Annotated in this window: 13 protein-coding genes; 3 read left to right on the top strand and 10 right to left on the bottom strand. The window is 70.3% G+C overall.

Features of this window, described 5'->3' with window-relative positions; all coding sequences use genetic code 11:
• Position 1 precedes the first annotated feature (1 nt).
• Entirely contained in the window at positions 2 to 3,061 is a 3,060-nt protein-coding gene (locus A5705_RS16465) for a type I polyketide synthase (protein WP_068278620.1), read from the top strand.
• A gap of 185 nt (positions 3,062 to 3,246) precedes the next feature.
• A complete protein-coding gene (locus tag A5705_RS16460) occupies positions 3,247 to 4,308 on the top strand; it encodes a type III polyketide synthase (RefSeq protein WP_067879172.1) in 1,062 nt (353 codons plus the stop codon).
• 85 nt (positions 4,309 to 4,393) lie between these two features.
• Here A5705_RS16460 and A5705_RS16455 read toward each other — a convergent pair whose 3' ends face one another.
• From A5705_RS16455 to A5705_RS16410, 10 genes are all read right to left on the bottom strand, one after another.
• The gene (locus A5705_RS16455; RefSeq protein WP_068278618.1) at positions 4,394 to 5,140 is read right to left on the bottom strand and encodes a GDSL-type esterase/lipase family protein; all 747 of its coding nucleotides are present in this window, start codon (positions 5,138 to 5,140) and stop codon (positions 4,394 to 4,396) included.
• A gap of 7 nt (positions 5,141 to 5,147) precedes the next feature.
• On the bottom strand, positions 5,148 to 6,920 hold the full coding sequence (locus A5705_RS16450; protein WP_068278615.1) for an ABC-F family ATP-binding cassette domain-containing protein: 1,773 nt from the start codon (positions 6,918 to 6,920) through the stop codon (positions 5,148 to 5,150).
• Between the two features lie 7 nt (positions 6,921 to 6,927).
• The gene (locus tag A5705_RS16445) at positions 6,928 to 7,644 is read right to left on the bottom strand and encodes a PAS and ANTAR domain-containing protein (protein ID WP_067878652.1); all 717 of its coding nucleotides are present in this window, start codon (positions 7,642 to 7,644) and stop codon (positions 6,928 to 6,930) included.
• Between the two features lie 93 nt (positions 7,645 to 7,737).
• A complete protein-coding gene (locus A5705_RS16440) occupies positions 7,738 to 8,856 on the bottom strand; it encodes an enolase C-terminal domain-like protein (RefSeq protein WP_068278613.1) in 1,119 nt (372 codons plus the stop codon).
• 10 nt (positions 8,857 to 8,866) lie between these two features.
• Positions 8,867 to 9,319, bottom strand: coding sequence for a hypothetical protein (locus tag A5705_RS16435; protein WP_067878658.1), 453 nt, complete (start codon positions 9,317 to 9,319; stop codon positions 8,867 to 8,869).
• Positions 9,316 to 10,317 (bottom strand): SDR family oxidoreductase, encoded by a 1,002-nt coding sequence (locus tag A5705_RS16430; RefSeq protein ID WP_068278607.1) that lies wholly within the window; start codon positions 10,315 to 10,317, stop codon positions 9,316 to 9,318. The genes A5705_RS16435 and A5705_RS16430 overlap by 4 nt, the downstream gene beginning before the upstream one ends.
• A 25-nt stretch (positions 10,318 to 10,342) precedes the next feature.
• Positions 10,343 to 12,136: a glycoside hydrolase family 15 protein gene (locus A5705_RS16425; RefSeq protein ID WP_068278605.1), complete on the bottom strand. Its 1,794-nt coding sequence runs from the start codon at positions 12,134 to 12,136 to the stop codon at positions 10,343 to 10,345.
• Positions 12,129 to 13,850, bottom strand: a complete 1,722-nt coding sequence (locus A5705_RS16420) for a GMC family oxidoreductase (RefSeq protein WP_068278603.1) — start codon at positions 13,848 to 13,850, stop codon at positions 12,129 to 12,131. The genes A5705_RS16425 and A5705_RS16420 overlap by 8 nt, the downstream gene beginning before the upstream one ends.
• Entirely contained in the window at positions 13,850 to 14,593 is a 744-nt protein-coding gene (locus A5705_RS16415) for a gluconate 2-dehydrogenase subunit 3 family protein (protein WP_068278665.1), read from the bottom strand. The genes A5705_RS16420 and A5705_RS16415 overlap by 1 nt, the downstream gene beginning before the upstream one ends.
• A gap of 15 nt (positions 14,594 to 14,608) precedes the next feature.
• Entirely contained in the window at positions 14,609 to 15,091 is a 483-nt protein-coding gene (locus A5705_RS16410) for a hypothetical protein (protein WP_068278601.1), read from the bottom strand.
• A gap of 496 nt (positions 15,092 to 15,587) precedes the next feature.
• Here A5705_RS16410 and A5705_RS27850 point away from each other — a divergent pair, with 496 nt between their 5' ends.
• Complete coding sequence (locus tag A5705_RS27850) at positions 15,588 to 15,917, top strand: hypothetical protein (protein ID WP_156763143.1); 330 nt, start codon at positions 15,588 to 15,590, stop codon at positions 15,915 to 15,917.
• Positions 15,918 to 15,992 lie beyond the last annotated feature (75 nt).

Below are 15,992 nucleotides of genomic sequence, written 5' to 3'. Positions count from 1 at the left end.
CGTGCCAGCGACAGCCATCGCCGTCATCGGGCTCGCCTGCCGATTCCCGGGAGCCGGTAGCCCGGGCGACTTTTGGCGCCTGCTCCGCGACGGCGCCGAAGCCACCGGGTTGCCCGGTGACGTCGCCGAGTTCGACGCCGACTTCTTCAACGTCTCGCCGCGCGAGGCGGCCGCGATGGACCCCCGCCAGCGGCTCGCGCTCGAGCTGGCGTGGGAGGTCCTCGAAGACGCCTTCATCGTGCCGGAAACCATGCGCGGGCAACCCGTCGCCGTGTACCTGGGCGCGATGAACGACGACTACGGCGTGCTGACGGTCGCCCAGGAAATCGATCACCACTCCTTCGCCGGGATCAGCCGGGCGATGATCGCGAACCGGATCTCGTACGCGCTGGGGCTGCGCGGCCCGAGCTTGACCGTCGACTCGGGCCAATCGTCGTCGCTGGTGGCGGTGCACCTCGCGTGTGAAAGCATCCGCACCGGCGACTCGACCCAGGCCATCGCCGGCGGCGTCCACCTCAATCTGGCCGGCGAAACCGCCTTGCTGGAAACGGAATTCGGCGCGGTGTCCGCTTCGGGTCACACCTATGCGTTCGACGCCCGCGCCGACGGCTACGTGCGAAGCGAGGGCGGCGGGCTGGTGCTCCTGAAGCCGTTGCCGGCCGCCCTCGACGACGGGGACCGGATCCGCGCGGTCATTCGCGGCAGCGCGGTCGGCAACGCCGGGCACAGCGCGGCCGCGCAGACGGTGCCGTCGGTGCCCGGTGAGGTCGACGTCATCCGGCGCGCGTTGCGGACCGCCGGCCTCGACGCCGGGCAGCTGCAGTACGTCGAGGCCCACGGCACCGGAACCGAAATCGGCGATTCGGTGGAGGCGACGGCGCTGGGCGAGGTTTTCGGCGGACGACCCCGTGATCCGCTGGGCCTGGGATCCGTGAAGACCAACATCGGTCACGCCGGCAGCGCTGCGGGCATCGCGGGTTTGCTCAAGACCGTGCTCGCGATCGAAAACGCCGCCATCCCGGCAAGTCTCAACTATGCCGGCCCCGCGCCGGGTATCGATCCGAAGAGCCTGGGGCTGCGCGTCAATTCCGCGCTGGCCCCCTGGCCGGCGGGCGAGGGACCGCGGCGGGCGGGGGTGTCCTCGTTCGGCATGGGCGGCACCAACGCGCACGTCATCGTCGAACAGGCGCCCGCGCCCCCGAAAAGCGCCGCGTGTGACCATGACTGGGCGCCGACGGCGTGGGTGCTGTCCGCCCGTTCGGAACGGGCGCTGGCCAATCAGGCCGCGCGGCTGCTGGCTCACGTGGCCGACGACCCGGGGCTGGACCCCGGCGATGTGGCATGGTCGCTGGCGACGACGCGGTCGGTGTTCGAGCAACGGGCGGTGCTGGTGGGTGCCGACCGTGCGGCCCTCACGGCGGGATTGGCGGGATTGGCTTCGGGAAAGGCGCACCCCGAGGTGCTGGTGGGCCGTTCACGCGGCGCGGGCAAGACGGCGTTCGTGTTTCCCGGACAGGGCGCTCAGTACGTCGCGATGGGTGCGCAGTTGTACGGCCGGTTCCCCGCGTTCGCGCGGGCTTTCGACGAGGCCGCCGAGGCGTTGGACGAGCACCTGCGGCTGCCGCTGCGCGGCGTGATGTGGGGAGACGACGCAAAGCTGTTGGACAACACCGAATTCGCCCAGCCGGCGTTGTTCGCCATCGAGCATGCGCTGGCGGAATTGTTGGGGGACTGGGGTGTCGTCCCCGATGTGGTGATGGGCCATTCGGTGGGCGAGATCGCCGCGGCGCACCTGGCGGGGGTGTTGTCGCTCGCCGACGCCGCCAAGCTGGTGGCCGCCCGCGGCCGGCTGATGGCCGGGCTGCCCGCGGGCGGCGTGATGATCGCGGTCGCGGCCGGGGAGGCGGACGTGACCCCCTTGCTGACAGACGGACTGGCGATCGCGGCGGTCAACGGCCCGGACGCGGTGGTGATCTCGGGCGCGCATGCCCCGGCCGGCGCGGTCGCGGACACCCTGGCGCGGCGGGGCAGGCGAGTGCATCGGCTCGCGGTCTCGCACGCGTTTCACTCGCCCCTGATGGAGCCGATGATCGATGAATTCGCCGCCGTGGTGGCCGATGTGTCGCCGGCCGAGTCGCGAATTCCGTTGGTGTCCAACGTGTCCGGAGAGTTCGCGGGGCCCGGATATGGGTCGGCGCACTACTGGATTGAGCATGTGCGCAATCCGGTGCGTTTCGCCGATGGGGTACGCGCGGCCGAGTCGCGGGGTGCCGCCGTGTTCGTCGAGGTCGGTCCCGGCGGCGGCCTCGGCGCCGCGGTGGAGCAATCCCTGATCACCGAGCATCCCGTGGCGGTGGTCACGCTCGCCAAAGACCGCCCGGAAGCCGAAGCGCTGCTCACCGCGGGCGGCCGGCTGTTCACCGCCGGCGTGGCGGTGCGGTGGGGCGCCGCGCTGCGGCGCGGCCAGCGCGTACCGCTGCCGACCTACGGCTTTGCGCGCCAACGGTTCTGGTTGGGCGCCCGCACGGACAAGCCATCGCCGGTGGCGTCCAGGCCGGCCGAATTGGCCGAACGCCTGCGCCGGCTGCCGCGCCACGAGCAGCGCCGCGAACTGGTCGAACTCGTGTGCGGGCACGCGGCGCGCGTGCTGGGACATTCCGATAGCCGCGCCGTCGACGCCGAACGCGCATTCCAAGACCTCGGGTTCGATTCCCTGACCGGGGTCGAATTGCGCAACCGCCTCAAAGCGGACACGGGGCTGGCGCTGTCGCGCACCCTGGTTTTCGATTATCCAAACCCGGCGGTATTGGCCGAGCACCTCGCTCAACAACTGCTGGGCGACGGCGCAGACTCCGATGACGAAAAGTTCTGGGCCGCGCTGCGAAAGATTCCGCTCGGTGAACTGCGCAGGACGGGGCTGCTCGACAAGTTATTGCTGTTGGCCGGCGATCCGGAGAAATCGCTTGCGGATTCCGCGGTTGCCGATGACACGATCGACTCGCTGAGCCCCGAAGCGCTGGTCGCGATGGCACTCGACACCGACGAAACCGGTGGCGTTTGAATGATGAAACACCCGCCGGCGGAATTGATTGAAAAACGTGGCCGGCGCACGCAATTAGACAGATGTTGAATATCAACCAGATTGCGATGTCGCGTGGAAGCTTTTAAGCTTTTCGACGGTGCCGAGGAATCTCAGCCACCGATGCGTGGGTCTTCATCGGGTCGCGACCTAAAAGGGTAATGAGCATGAGCGTTATCGCGGGCGTCTTCGGCGCGCTGCCGCCGCATCGGTATAGCCAAAGCGAGATCACCGACCAATTCGTCGAGTTTCCCGGATTGAAGGAACACGAGGAGATCGTTCGGCGTCTGCACGCGGCCGCGAAGGTCAACAGCCGCCATTTCGTCCTGCCGTTGGAGCGCTACCCGACGCTGACCGAGTTCGGCGAAGCCAACGAGATCTTCATCGACGCCGCCGTGGACCTGGGCTGCGAGGCGCTGCTGGGGGCGCTGGACGAGGCCGGACTGGAAGTCGGAGACATCGACCTGATCGTCACCACCACCGTCACGGGCGTCGCGGTGCCGTCGCTGGACGCCCGGATCGCCGGACGGCTCGGCCTGAAACCGGACGTGCGCCGGATGCCGCTGTTCGGCCTGGGCTGTGTGGCCGGTGCCGCCGGGGTGGCCAGGCTGCACGACTACCTGCGGGGCGATCCCGACGGCGTGGCGGTGCTGGTCTCGGTCGAGCTCTGCTCGCTGACCTACCCGGCCGTCAAGCCGACCGTGTCCGGCCTGGTCGGCAGCGCGCTCTTCGGCGACGGCGCGGCGGCGGTGGTGGCCGTCGGCGAACGCCGCGCCGCGCAGGTTCGGGCCGGTGGTCCGGACATCATCGACTCGCGCAGCCGCCTCTACCCCGAATCGCTGCACATCATGGGCTGGAACGTCAATTCCTCGGGGCTCCAGCTGGTCCTGTCGCCCGAGCTGACGAAGGTCATCGACCGCTACCTGGCCGACGACGTCAAAGGGTTCCTCGCCACGCACGGGCTGACCAAGGACGACATCGGCGCCTGGGTGAGCCATCCGGGCGGTCCCAAGGTGATCGACGCCATCAGCAGGAATCTCGAGCTCGGCCCCGACGCGCTGGAGCTGACCTGGCGCTCGCTGGGTGAGATCGCCAACCTGTCGTCGGCCTCGGTGCTGCACGTCCTGCGCGACACCATCGCCAAGCCGCCGCCCAGCGGCAGCCCCGGACTGATGCTGGCGATGGGTCCCGGATTCTGCTCCGAATTGGTGCTACTGCGCTGGCACTAGATCGATGGTGGCTTCCCGCCGCGCCCGGCGGCGCCGCGCTTGCGATCAGCCACGAGATCGATTGGTGGCTTCCCGCCGCGCCCGGCTACGAGTCCAGGAACCGCTGAACGACCTCGGTCAGGATCCGGCCGCCGCGGGTGTTGAGATGAACGCCGTCGATGTGAAACTCCCACCCGTTCATTCGCGAAATCTCGTCGAAGCTGCGCCGTAGGATCGCTTCCCGGACCAGGTAGTCGCGGTAGAACGACCCGAAGGGAAACCGGGTGAACGGCTTCGCCGTCCCCGCGCGGTCCAGCTCTTCGACGAACGCCTCATGGAAGGCGATGTAGTCCGTCCCCTCGCGCGACGAGACGTCCCGGATGACGTCCGCGTAGGCGGCGAACAGCTCGTTCAGCCGGGACTGAACCGGATCCACCGAATGGGGGTCTTCGCCCACCGGCGCGAGGGAGCTCAGCGCGATCCTCGCCTCGGTCTCGCGCCGCAGCCTGCGGGTGATCAGGTGCAGGTTGTCCCGGAATCGCTGCACCGTGGGCTCGTGCGGCAGCCCCTTCCAGACCCGCACTCCCCTGCGGAAATTCGGAAAGACGCTCGCCAGGATGTCGTTCGTGCCGATCAGGACGATGACCCGATCGGGCCGGATGTCGATCACGCGGGGCAGACGCCGCACAACGTCGAAGGACAGGTCGCCGCCCACCCCGAGGTTGACGAACCGGAACCGGCTGTTCTGCGGCCGGCGCGCCAGTTCGGGGATCCACGGGTAGGTCCCCTTGGACGCGGTGGTGCTGGACCCGACGCACGCCACCGTCTCTGAGCCGTCCCGGCCGGAATTCACGGTTCGATTATTCGAGTAGCTCCGAGAGCTCCAGCCAGCGGCTCTCGGTGGCGGCGACCTCCCGTTCCAGGCCGCGCAATTCTCCCGTGAGCCGCGTCAGGCCGACGTGGTCGGACTGGTCGTGGTCGGCGAGCTCGTGGTGTTTGGCCGCGATCCGCTCGGCCAGCCGCGTCAGCTGGCGGTCGACGGCGGCCAGCTCCTTCTCGGCGGTGCGTCGCCGCGCCCCCGACATGGCTGCGGGAGCGGGCTCGCCCCGCGGGCGCTCGGGAGCGACCGGACGGTGCGCCGCCAGCCGCAGGTACTCGTCGATCCCGCCCGGCAGGTGCCGCAGCCGGCCGTCGAGGATCGCGTACTGCTGATCGGTGACCCGCTCGAGCAGGTAGCGGTCGTGCGAGACGACGATCAGGGTGCCCGGCCACGAGTCGAGCAGGTCCTCCACGGCGGTCAGCATGTCGGTGTCGACGTCGTTGGTGGGCTCGTCGAGGAGCAGCACGTTTGGCTCGGCAAGCAGTGTGAGCATCAGCTGCAGCCGCCGGCGCTGACCTCCGGACAGGTCGCCGACGCGCGCGGACAGCTGGCCGCGCCCGAACCCGAGCCGCTCCAGCAGCTGGGCCGGCGTCACCTCGCGGCCGTCGACCTCGTAGCCGCCGCGCAGCCCGCCCAGCACGTCGGCGATCCGGTCGCCGGCGAGCGCGGCCAGCTCCTCGCCCCGCTGGTCCAGCACGGCCAGCCGAACCGTCTTGCCGCGCTTGACGCGCCCGGTGTCCGGCGTGACGGTTCCGGCGATCAGCCCCAGCAGCGTCGACTTGCCGGCGCCGTTGGCCCCGACGATCCCGGTGCGTTCGCCCGGCGCGATCCGCCATTCGACGTCGCGCAGCACGGGCCGGCCGCCAAACGAGACCGACACGTCGAGCAGGTCGATGACATCCTTGCCGAGCCGCGCCGTCGCCAGCTTGGCCAGCTCGACGGTGTTGCGCAGCGGCGGCACGTCGGCGATCAGCTGGTTGGCGGCCTCGATCCGGAACCTGGGCTTGGAGGTGCGCGCCGGCGGTCCCCGGCGCAGCCACGCCAGCTCCTTGCGCATCAGGTTCTGCCGCTTGGCCTCGGTGGCGGCGGCCACCCGGTCGCGCTCGACGCGCTGCAGCACGTAGGCGGCGTAGCCGCCGTCGAACGGCTCGACGATCCCGTCGTGCACCTCCCACGTCGTGGTCGCGACCTCGTCGAGGAACCAGCGGTCGTGCGTCACCAGCAACAGCCCGCCGGTGTTGCGCGCCCAGCGGTCCCGCAGGTGGCCGGCCAGCCAGGTGATGCCCTCGATGTCCAGGTGGTTGGTGGGCTCGTCGAGGGCGATCACGTCCCACTCGCCGATCAGCAGCCGGGCCAGCTGGACGCGGCGACGCTGCCCGCCGGACAGGGTGTCGACTGTGGCGTCCCACACGATGTCTGACACCAGCCCGCCGACCACGTCGCGCACCCGCGCGTCACCCGCCCACTGGTGCTCGGGCGCCCCGCCGACCAGCGTCCAGCCCACGGTGTGCCCGGGGTCGAGGGTGTCGGCCTGGCTCAGCGCGCTGACCCGCAGCCCGCTGCGGCGGGTGACCCGGCCGGCGTGGGGCGGCAACTGGCCGGTCAGCAGGCCCAACAGGCTGGATTTGCCGTCGCCGTTGCGCCCGACGATGCCGATGCGCGCGCCGTCGTCGACGCCCAGGGTGACCGACTCGAACACCAGCTGATTCGGGTATTCCAGGCGTACGCCCTCGGCTCCCAGTAGGTGCGCCACCCGGCAATTATTGGAGGGTCAGCAGCGCGTGGTCGACGTGGGTTCGGGTGTCGGGCGAGGCCTTGCCCGCCACGGCGTCCAGGAAGCGGGTGGCGAGGTCCCGAACCTTCAGGTTGGTCTCCTGCGACCGCCAGACCAGGATGTCGAACGCGCGCTCCGCGGAGATGCCGTAGGCGGCCATGAGCACGCCCTTCGCCTGTTCGATCCGGGCGCGGGCGTCGGCCACCGCCTCCAGGACGTTGGTGATGTCGGTGTGCAGCGAGTCCGTGACGTCGACGTAGAAACCCGAGGTGCCGGCCAGCGCGCCCTTGTCGTCGACCATCCGGTCACCCGCGACGACGACGCAGCGGGTCTGTCCGGCGGTGTCGATGATCCGGTGCCGGCTGCTGAACGGCTTGCCCTTGAGCACGTGGTCCAGGACGGCCGCGACGCGCTCCCGGTCCTCGGGGTGCTTGTGCTGCAACAACAATTCCGTAGTGGGCTCGACCTGTCCCGGCTCGTAGCCGTGCATGCGCGCGACGGCGTCCGACCATTCCCAGCGCTGGCCGTCGAGGAAGAACCGGAACCGGCCCACGCGCTGCGGCTCGCCCAACCCCAGCACCATGTCGACCGCGCCCAGCTCCTGTTCCTCGACCACATCGGACATGAGTGCCTCGGAGGGTGCCGCGCGCTCGGCCTCCCCGTTGCGACGCTCGGCCGTCTCATCGTCGAAGTTCACACTCATCGCCTGTCTCCCCGGACTGCCTTGATGCTTGTTGCATATCAATGCCCGTTTTCAGGCAGCTTCATGCACGGGTTTACGACGCGCGGCGGCTCCTCAGCCGACCCGGTACTCCTCGGCGTCGCGGTGTTTGAACTCCAGCCCCAGGCCGGGCCGGTGCTGATCGGGCCGCAGCGCCCCGCCGTCGGGCGGCAGGGCCCCGTCGAAGAGCATGTGCTCGATGCGGTGGTGGTCGTGGAAGTACTCCAGGTGCCGCAGGTTGGGAATCGCGGCGGCGATGTGGGCATGCAGGTTGGGCGCGCAGTGCCCCGAAACGTCGACGTTGTGCGCGGCGGCGACGGCCGCGGCCCGCAGCCAGTCGGTGATGCCGCCGCAACGGGTGACGTCGATCTGCAGGCAGTCCACCGCCTCGGCGGACAGCATGCGGCGGAAATAGTTCAGGTCGTAGCCGTATTCGCCGGCGGTGACATCCGGGGTCACCTGGTCGCGCACCTCCCGCAGCCCGGCGAGGTCGTCGGACGAGACGGGCTCTTCGAACCAGGTGACGTCGTGGTCGGCCATGGCGTGGGCGACCCGGATCGCCTGCTTGCGGCGGTAGCCGCCGTTGGCGTCGACGTACAGTTCGGTGTCGGGGCCGATCACCTTGCGCGCCAGCGCGATTCGGTCGAGGTCTCGGCGCTCGTCGGAACCCGACGACTCACCGATCTTGATCTTCACGCGGGGGATCTTCCACGTGTCGACCCAGCGCTCCAGTTGGGTGCGCGTCTCGCGCTCGTCGTAGGTGGTGAAGCCGCCGCTGCCGTAGATCGGCAGATCCGGGCGCGCCACGCCGAGCAGGCGGCACACCGGGAGTTCGAGGAGCTTTCCCTTGAGGTCCCACAGCGCGGTGTCGACCGCCGAGATCGCGCAGGAGACCAGGCCCGGGCGGCCGCTGTTGCGGATCGCCCGGACCATCGACTCCCAGGCGCCGGGGATGTCGAGGGCGCTGTGTCCCTTGACCGCGCCGGCGAGCGGCCCGGTGATCAGCTCGCGGCAGGCGCCGGCGGCATAGGTGTAGCCCAGCCCGCGGCGGCCGCCCGCGACCACCTCGGCCAGGACCAGCGTGGTCGAAGACCACGCGAACGTGCCGTCGGCTTCCGGTGCGTCGGTAGGGATTTCGTACGCCTGCGCCGTGACCTCGTCGATGCAGGCGTCGCCCCGCGTGCTTGGTGACATGACGGGCTCCTCAGGTTTTCAGGGCGGCGCGAACGTCGCCGGGCATCGTGTACCGCGCGACGGCTTCGGCGATGCGGTGCCGAAGCCGGACGAGGGTGGCCAGCGCGTCGCCGGTCGGGCCGTCCGCCACCGCGGGCGTCCGACGCGCCTGGGCGGCGCCGGCGACGGCGAACAGGCCGGCGGTCGCGGCGCTCAGCAGCGTCAACCGTCGCGACCCGCGGTCAACCGCCGCCCAGAGGAGCATCGTGGCCGCGTGCACGAAGTCGACCTCGGCGCCCAGCGCCACGCTCACCGCGTCGGGCCGGATGTCGGTGACCGCGGCCTGGGTCAGCAGCCGCGCCCCCAGGACGCGGGTCACCGCGCGCTCGCGGGTGGTTGCCGTCTTGCCGGATGCGAGTCGCAGCAGCGGAGTCGGGGCCGCGAGGAGCGCCAACCCGTAGACGATTCGCGCCCAGGCCGTCATCGCGCCCGCCGCAGCGCCAGCAGCGCACCCAGCCCGAGCCCCAGCGCACCGGTGCCGCCGGCGAGCGGATGCTGGGACAACCACACCTGCGGGCTGTGGGAGTGCGACTTGCCGTCGAACTCGCCGTGCGCGCCGTGGTCGCTGCCGGGCTCCTGATCGACCGGCTGCCAAAGATTGTGCGGCTGTTGGCCGTTCACCCGCTCGTGGGTCTGCTGAGAGTCGAATCCGGTGCGGCCGAGGTAGCGATCGAGCAGCGGCGCGACGAACTTCTGCGCGAGGAGGGTGACCGCGGTGCTGTCACCGACCCAATACTGTTTGCGCCCGGGATGATCCGCGGCGTACACGACGCCCCGGGCCGCGACCTCCGGCTGGTAGATCGGCGGCACCGGCTGCGGATGCCGGGGCAGCCGGGACAGCACCCAGGAGAACTGCGGGGTGTTGACCGCCGGCATCTGCACGACGGTGATCCGCACGTTCGAGCCCTCGTGCAGCAGCTCGCAGCGCACCGATTCGGTGAACCCGTTGGTGGCGTGCTTGGCGCCGCAGTAGGCCGACTGCAGGGGGATCGACCGCTCGCTGAGCGCGGAGCCGACCTGCACGATGGTGCCGCGGTCGCGCGGGCGCATCTTGGCCAGCGCCGCCATGGTGCCGTGCACGTAGCCCAGGTAGGTCACCTCGGTCACGCGCTTGAATTCCTCGGCGGATATCTCCCAGAACGGCGCGAACACGGAGGTGAACGCGACGTTGACCCAGGTGTCGATGGGGCCGAAGGCGGATTCGGCCTCGTCGGCGGCGGCCTCGACGGCCGAGCAGTCGGCCACGTCGGTCGGGATGGCCAGCGCCTTGCCGCCGCCGGCCTCGACGTCGCGGGCCGCGCCTTCCAGCCCGGCCGCGCCGCGGGCGAGCAGGGTGACATTGGCGCCGCGCTGTCCGAACAACTGGGCGGTGGCGCGGCCGATGCCGGCGCTGGCCCCGGTGATCACCACGTTCTGTGTCATAGCGTCTGCCTTTCGTCTCGGCGGGTCAGTCGTGATGGATGGCGTCCTCGGCGAGGGTGGCCGTGCATTCGAGGAGCAGGGCGTGCGCGAACGCCTGCGGCAGGTTGCCGCGCAGCTGCCGCTGCCTGACGTCGTATTCCTCGCAGAACAGCCCGGGCGGCCCGCAGGCGGCACGGTTGCGTTCGAACCAGCGCATCGCGCAGTGGGCATGGCCCAGTTGGTGTTCCGCCAGGGCCATCATGAATCCGCAGAGTAGGAACGCTCCTTCGGCATCGCCGAGGTCGCGCTCGTCGTGCCGGAAGCGGTACACGAACCCGTCGTGGGTGAGTTGTGCGCGGACGGCGTCGAGTGTGGCGCGGGTGCGCGGGTCGTCGGCCGGCAGCGCGCCCCGCACCGGGGGCAGCAGCAGCGACGCGTCGACGCCCGAAATCCCGGGGCTGCGTTGCCAGTAGCCGTCCTGCGGGTGCAGGCTCTTGGCCGCGGTGTCGGCGAGAATGGCGTCGGCCAGCGAGGCGGAGGAGGAGACCTCCGTGCCGCCGCCGGCCACCTTGGCGATGGCGCGCAGCCCGGCCACACAGGCCAGGCGCGACTGCGTCCAGTACTCGTCTTGGAGTTCCCAGATCCCCGCATCCGGTTCGCCCCAACGCTTTTCGATCGCGGCGATCGCCATCTGGGCGGCGCGCCAGCCGTCCGCATCGAGCCGGTCGGCGGCGGCGGCCCTGGCCAGCAGCTGCAGCGACTCGCCGAAGACGTCGAGTTGGAACTGCTGGTTGACCCAATTGCCGATCTTGTCCGTGCCGCCCGGGTAGCCGGGCAGGTCGAGCGTTTCTTCGCTGGGAACCGGGGCGCCGCTGACGGTGTAGGCGGGCTTGAGCTTCGGGCCCTCGTCGAGCAGCCGGCCACCGACGAACTCGACGGCCCGGTCGAGCAGCTCGGTTGCCCCCACGGCCGCCGCGGCCATGCCGGCGTACACCTGGTCGCGGATCCAGGCGTAGCGGTAGTCGTAGTTCTGGTTGGTGTGCGCGCGTTCGGGCAGGCTCATCGTCGCTGCCGCGACCATGCCGCCGCCGCTGCTGGTCAGCCCGCGCAGCACCGCGTAGGAATGCCGCCCGTCGCGAGGGGCGATGGTGCAGTTGAGCTCGGGCATGCTGCGCTGCCAGGCGGCCGCGGTGGCGTCCCAGGTGGTGTCGGGGTCGGGTGGCCGGTCGGGCAGTTCGTGCTCGGACAACTCCAGCACGAGGTCGTGGTGCCGGCCCTCGTCGATGGTGATCTCGCACGCGAGCAGCTCATTGCGGTCGCGGGAGCAATGCGCGGCGCGCGCGTCGTCGCCGCCCGCCCACCGCCAGCGCAGCCGCCCCGATCGCCCGCTCCATATGCCGTCGTCGAGGCTGAGCTTCCCCGCGCCGTGTCGGCCGAATTCCGCGCTCGGCCGCAGCAGCACGCGCACGCGCCCGGTCCCCTGGCAGCCCATCAGCCGACGCAGCAGCACCACCCGATCGGGGTCGCCCGGAAAGGCCAGCGCCTCGCGGCATTCCACGATGCCGTCGCGGGTGATCCAGCGGTTGCGCCAGATCAGGCTGCCCGGCTCGTAGTAGCCGCCCCACACGTGCCGCGGATCGGTCGGGGTGATCGCGTACACCCCGTCGCCGCCGATGAGGTTGGAGAAGACGGCGTCGGAGTCCCAGCGCGGCGCGCACAGCCACGCGACGTCGCCCTGGGGACCGACCAACGCGCCCCGTTCGCCGTCGGCCAGCAGCGCGTACTCGCGCAGCACCCGCGGGGAAAACTCCGCATCGACGACGGTGGTCCGCTCAGCCACGGGCCGCCGCCTCGGACCGCACCGGACGGCTGCCACCGGGCGCCGCGGCGCAGATCTTTCCGGTTGCCATGCGCTCGGCCAGCCGCGAGGCCAGCGCCATGATGGTCAGCGCCGGGTTCGCCGAGCCCTGAGTCGGGCAGACCGAGCCGTCGGCGAGGAACAGGTTCGGCACGCCCCACACCCGGTGGTCGGAGTCGACCACCGAATTCTCCGGGCCGGTGCCCATCCGCGCGCCGCCGATCAGGTGGGCGAAGCGCTCGATGGTGAGCACGTCCTGCGCGTCGGCGGCGTGCAGGATGTCGCCGATCACCTTGGTGGAGTAGGCCATGTTGGCCCTGTCGTTGTCGCAGAGCGAGTAGTCGAAACGGGCCACCGGGATGCCGTACGGGTCTCTGGCCTCGGCCCCAGAGGCCAGGGTGACCCGGTTGTCCGGCCGCGGCAGCAGCTCGTTGAGCACCCCGATGGTCGCCCAGTGGTTGTAGTCGCGCATGTACTCGCGCAGCGCGCGGCCCCAGTGCCCGTCGGCCATCACGTGTTCGGCCCAGCCGATGGGCATCGGCGACACGGTCTGGATGGAAAAGCCGCGGGCGAAACCGCGATCGGGGTCGGTCTCGTAGAACTGTTCGGAGGACACCTCGGGGGGAGGCGCCTTGTACATCCGAACCTCCTCGGACCAGCGGCCCGCGGACTGGGTGGCGCCCTGCACCATCACGTAGCGCCCGACCTGATCGTCGTTGTTGCCCAGCCCGTTCGGGAAGCGGTCGCTGACCGAGTTGAGCAGCAGGCGCGGTGTTTCGATCGAATACCCTGCCACGGCAACGGCTTTGGCGCGTTGCAGGCGTTCGGTACCGCCCACCTCGTCGTAGTAGACCACGCCCCGTGCGGCGCCGCTGTCGTCGAGTTCGACGCGGGCGGCCATGCAGTTGGCGCGGATCTCCACGCCGTGGGCCAGCGCGTCGGGCAGGTGCGTGACGTACGGGCTGGCCTTGGCGTTGACCTTGCAGCCTTGCAGGCAGTAGCCGCGGTAGATGCAGTGCGGCCGGTTGCCGAAGGTTCCGTTGACGATGCCGACGGGCCCGACGCGCATCTCGATGCCGAGCTTCATCGCGCCGCGCCACAGCTTGGCGGCCGCCCCCGAAATGGGATGCGGGGCAAAGGAATAGCGGTGCTTATGGCCCCATGGCCAGTCCTGGCCGGCGACCGGCAACTCGAGCTCGACGCGCTCGTAGTGGGGCAGCACGTCTTCGTAGCGGATGGGCCAGTCCGCCCCGATCCCGTCGAGGGTGCGGGTCGCGAAGTCGCTGGGGTGAAACCGCGGGCAGTAGCCGGCATAGTGCACCATCGATCCGCCGACCCCGCGCCCGGAGTTGTTCTTGCCCAGCTCGATCGGGTCGTCGCCGCCGATGATGCGCTTCTGCGTCCAATACAGGGAATGGGAGCCGGCCTCGTCGGACACCCAGTCCTCGTCGGGGTGCCAGAACGGGCCGGCCTCGAGGATCACGATCCGCCACCCGGCGCGGGCCAGCCGTTGCGCCAGCACCGAGCCGCCCGCGCCGGCGCCGACGACGACCAGGTCCACCTCGTCGTCGTCACGGAAGCGCCGCATGGTCTTCTCGCCGGGCAGGTCGCGGGAGTGCACGTCGAGCAGGAACCGCGAATCGTTGTCCTTCGGGCCGACCGCACCCTTGAGCAGGCCGCGCAGGAAGTCACCCATCAGATCTCGCCCTTCTGCACGACTTCGACGGGATCCTCGTCGGTGGCGCCGCGGGTCTCGAACGGTTCACGCGCAGATGCCGGGCCGGTGGCGCCGCCGAGGCGCATGAAGCCGCGCGGGTAGGCCGGGCCCCCGAAGCCGATCTCGTTCCACGCCCACGGGTGGGAGTAGAAGCCCGCCAGCGTCATTCGCATGCACACCGACCAGGCGCGCTTGACGTTCAGGCGCTCCCAGGCCCCGCCCTCCAGCTCGCCCTGCGAGAACTGGTCGATGATCGCCTCGCGGGCGGCGGGCTCGGCCTCGGCGAACGCCCTGCCGTGGCGGCGCAGCGCGGTCTCGTCGAGGGCGCGCAGCACCAGCCGCCAGGTGTCGCGGTCGTCGGGCATGTCGGCGTACTGGTAGCCGTCGAGGCGCCCGTCGGCGAGCTTGGAGTCGACCGACTCGGCCGCCGGAACCCGCGGCTCGGCGTCCTGCGCCAGCACGGTGTCACAGAACGCCCGCAGGCAGGGCTCCTCCTCCGGGGTGAAAAAGCGCAGCGGGCCGGGCGGTTCCAGCCGGGCCAGCACCACCTTCCTGGTGGCGTCGTCCCACGAGTCGGCGGTTTCCAGCACGTCGAAATCGGGGTAGCGCCCGATCATTTGGGGCGTGGTGCCGCGGCGCTGTTTGGGAAGCCAGGACGGGTGCGGGGGCTGGCGATCGGCCCGCAGGTTGGGCAGGTGGTCGGGGCGGGAGGTGTCGGCCATCATGTCGAACCCCGCCTATCGCCGGAAGCTTTCGCGGCGCAGGAGCGAGGCGAGCAGCCCCATCCCGCCGACCATGCACATCAACCCGGGCGCCGCGATCGGCGGGCCCATCGGCACGTTGTAGGAGGCGTTCTTCCAGCCGCCCGGCTTGCGGGCGACCCCGCGCGCGTGCAGGTACTCGCCCATCAGGCCGTTGGCCGTGTAGATGCCGGCGGTGATCGGCAGCCACAGCTTGGCCCAGCGCCGTGAGAACACCCCGCCGATCCCGGCGACCACCACCGGCGGGGTGACCACGATCGGGCTCCACATCCACTTGTTGCCGAAGCTGGCCTTGTAGTGCTCGAAATAGATTTCCGCGGTCGTGACGACGGCCGCCATCGCCGTCAGGCCGGACAGCGAGCGTTCGAAGCGACCGTGCGCGACGTCGTACAGGGCCCGCTCGGCCAGATGTTCGGCCTCGCCGGCTTTGCGCCGTCCGCCGTTGCCTAGCAACAACATTTGGATTCCCTTTCCTGGCGTCCAGCGGGCAGCAGGGGGCCCGCGTGAATTGATTGGCGAATTGCGGGGTGCCCGGACGGCCGCCGGCGACCGCCGGTCAGAAAACTCGCGGATCGGGCCATCGTCGTGCTCATCAGGCCACCTCACTCCCGCACGGAAACACGCTCCAGCGGCCACCCCGACGACACCGGTTCAAAACGAGTCGAGATGACTGCCCAGAGAACTGGTTAAGCGCCCAGCTGCGTGTTTCAACCGAGGTGGTCCTGACGGCATGCGGGCACGCGTCGCGAACCATGCGCTTCGGTTAAATACCCGGATTCACGTCCGCTAATCATCGAATTCGGTCCGGTGTAGGCGTCGCGCGTATCACCATGGGAGGCAACGCAAATCGTCGCCGCCGGGTAGGCGCCGATCCGCCGGGACGGAAGCGTCGGGCCGGACGCGTTTCAGTCGCGCCATCCCCGTCAATCCTGCGGCCAGAAAGGACTGGGGCACAGTGAGCGCAGACAACGGACTCCAGGCCGGACCCGACCTCCAGGTATGGGATGACGTGGACGCCTTCCGCACCGGACAACGAGCCGAGCACGCGCGGCTATTGGCCAGGGCGGCGCAGCGATCCGCGGCCAAAAGCTTGGACAGGTCCGCGGACAGCCACGAGCGAACCGCGAACGCCTACGACGAGGCGGCCGAACACGACAATCCCGCAAGCGATGAGTACCGCGAACACGCGGCCGTCCACCGCGAGTTCGCGCGCGAAGATCGCCAGATCGCGGAGCGGCTGCGCCGGATGGCCGACATCGGACCGATGGATTTCGTGGTGCTGTAAAGCCCCGCCGGGCGCCCCTAAAATTGACGGCCCCGACGAATTCCGCGGGCGCACCCGAGCGCACGGGGCCGGGAG

This window comes from Mycobacterium sp. E787, assembly GCF_001668725.1.
In the GTDB taxonomy this organism is placed as follows: Bacteria; Actinomycetota; Actinomycetes; order Mycobacteriales; family Mycobacteriaceae; genus Mycobacterium.
Note: the sequence above shows the minus strand (reverse complement) of the source record. Positions and strands in the feature narration are given on the sequence as shown.

Excerpts from the sequence above, each read along its gene's own strand:
- A5705_RS16430 (WP_068278607.1), bottom strand. The coding sequence starts at position 10,317 with ATGACACAGAACGTGGTGATCACCGGGGCCAGCGCCGGCATCGGCCGC.
- A5705_RS16420 (WP_068278603.1), bottom strand. The coding sequence starts at position 13,850 with ATGGGTGACTTCCTGCGCGGCCTGCTCAAGGGTGCGGTCGGCCCGAAG.
- A5705_RS16410 (WP_068278601.1), bottom strand. The coding sequence starts at position 15,091 with ATGTTGTTGCTAGGCAACGGCGGACGGCGCAAAGCCGGCGAGGCCGAA.
- A5705_RS16415 (WP_068278665.1), bottom strand. The coding sequence starts at position 14,593 with ATGGCCGACACCTCCCGCCCCGACCACCTGCCCAACCTGCGGGCCGAT.
- A5705_RS16460 (WP_067879172.1), top strand. The coding sequence starts at position 3,247 with ATGAGCGTTATCGCGGGCGTCTTCGGCGCGCTGCCGCCGCATCGGTAT.
- A5705_RS16440 (WP_068278613.1), bottom strand. The coding sequence starts at position 8,856 with ATGTCACCAAGCACGCGGGGCGACGCCTGCATCGACGAGGTCACGGCG.
- A5705_RS16445 (WP_067878652.1), bottom strand. The coding sequence starts at position 7,644 with ATGAGTGTGAACTTCGACGATGAGACGGCCGAGCGTCGCAACGGGGAG.
- A5705_RS16435 (WP_067878658.1), bottom strand. The coding sequence starts at position 9,319 with ATGACGGCCTGGGCGCGAATCGTCTACGGGTTGGCGCTCCTCGCGGCC.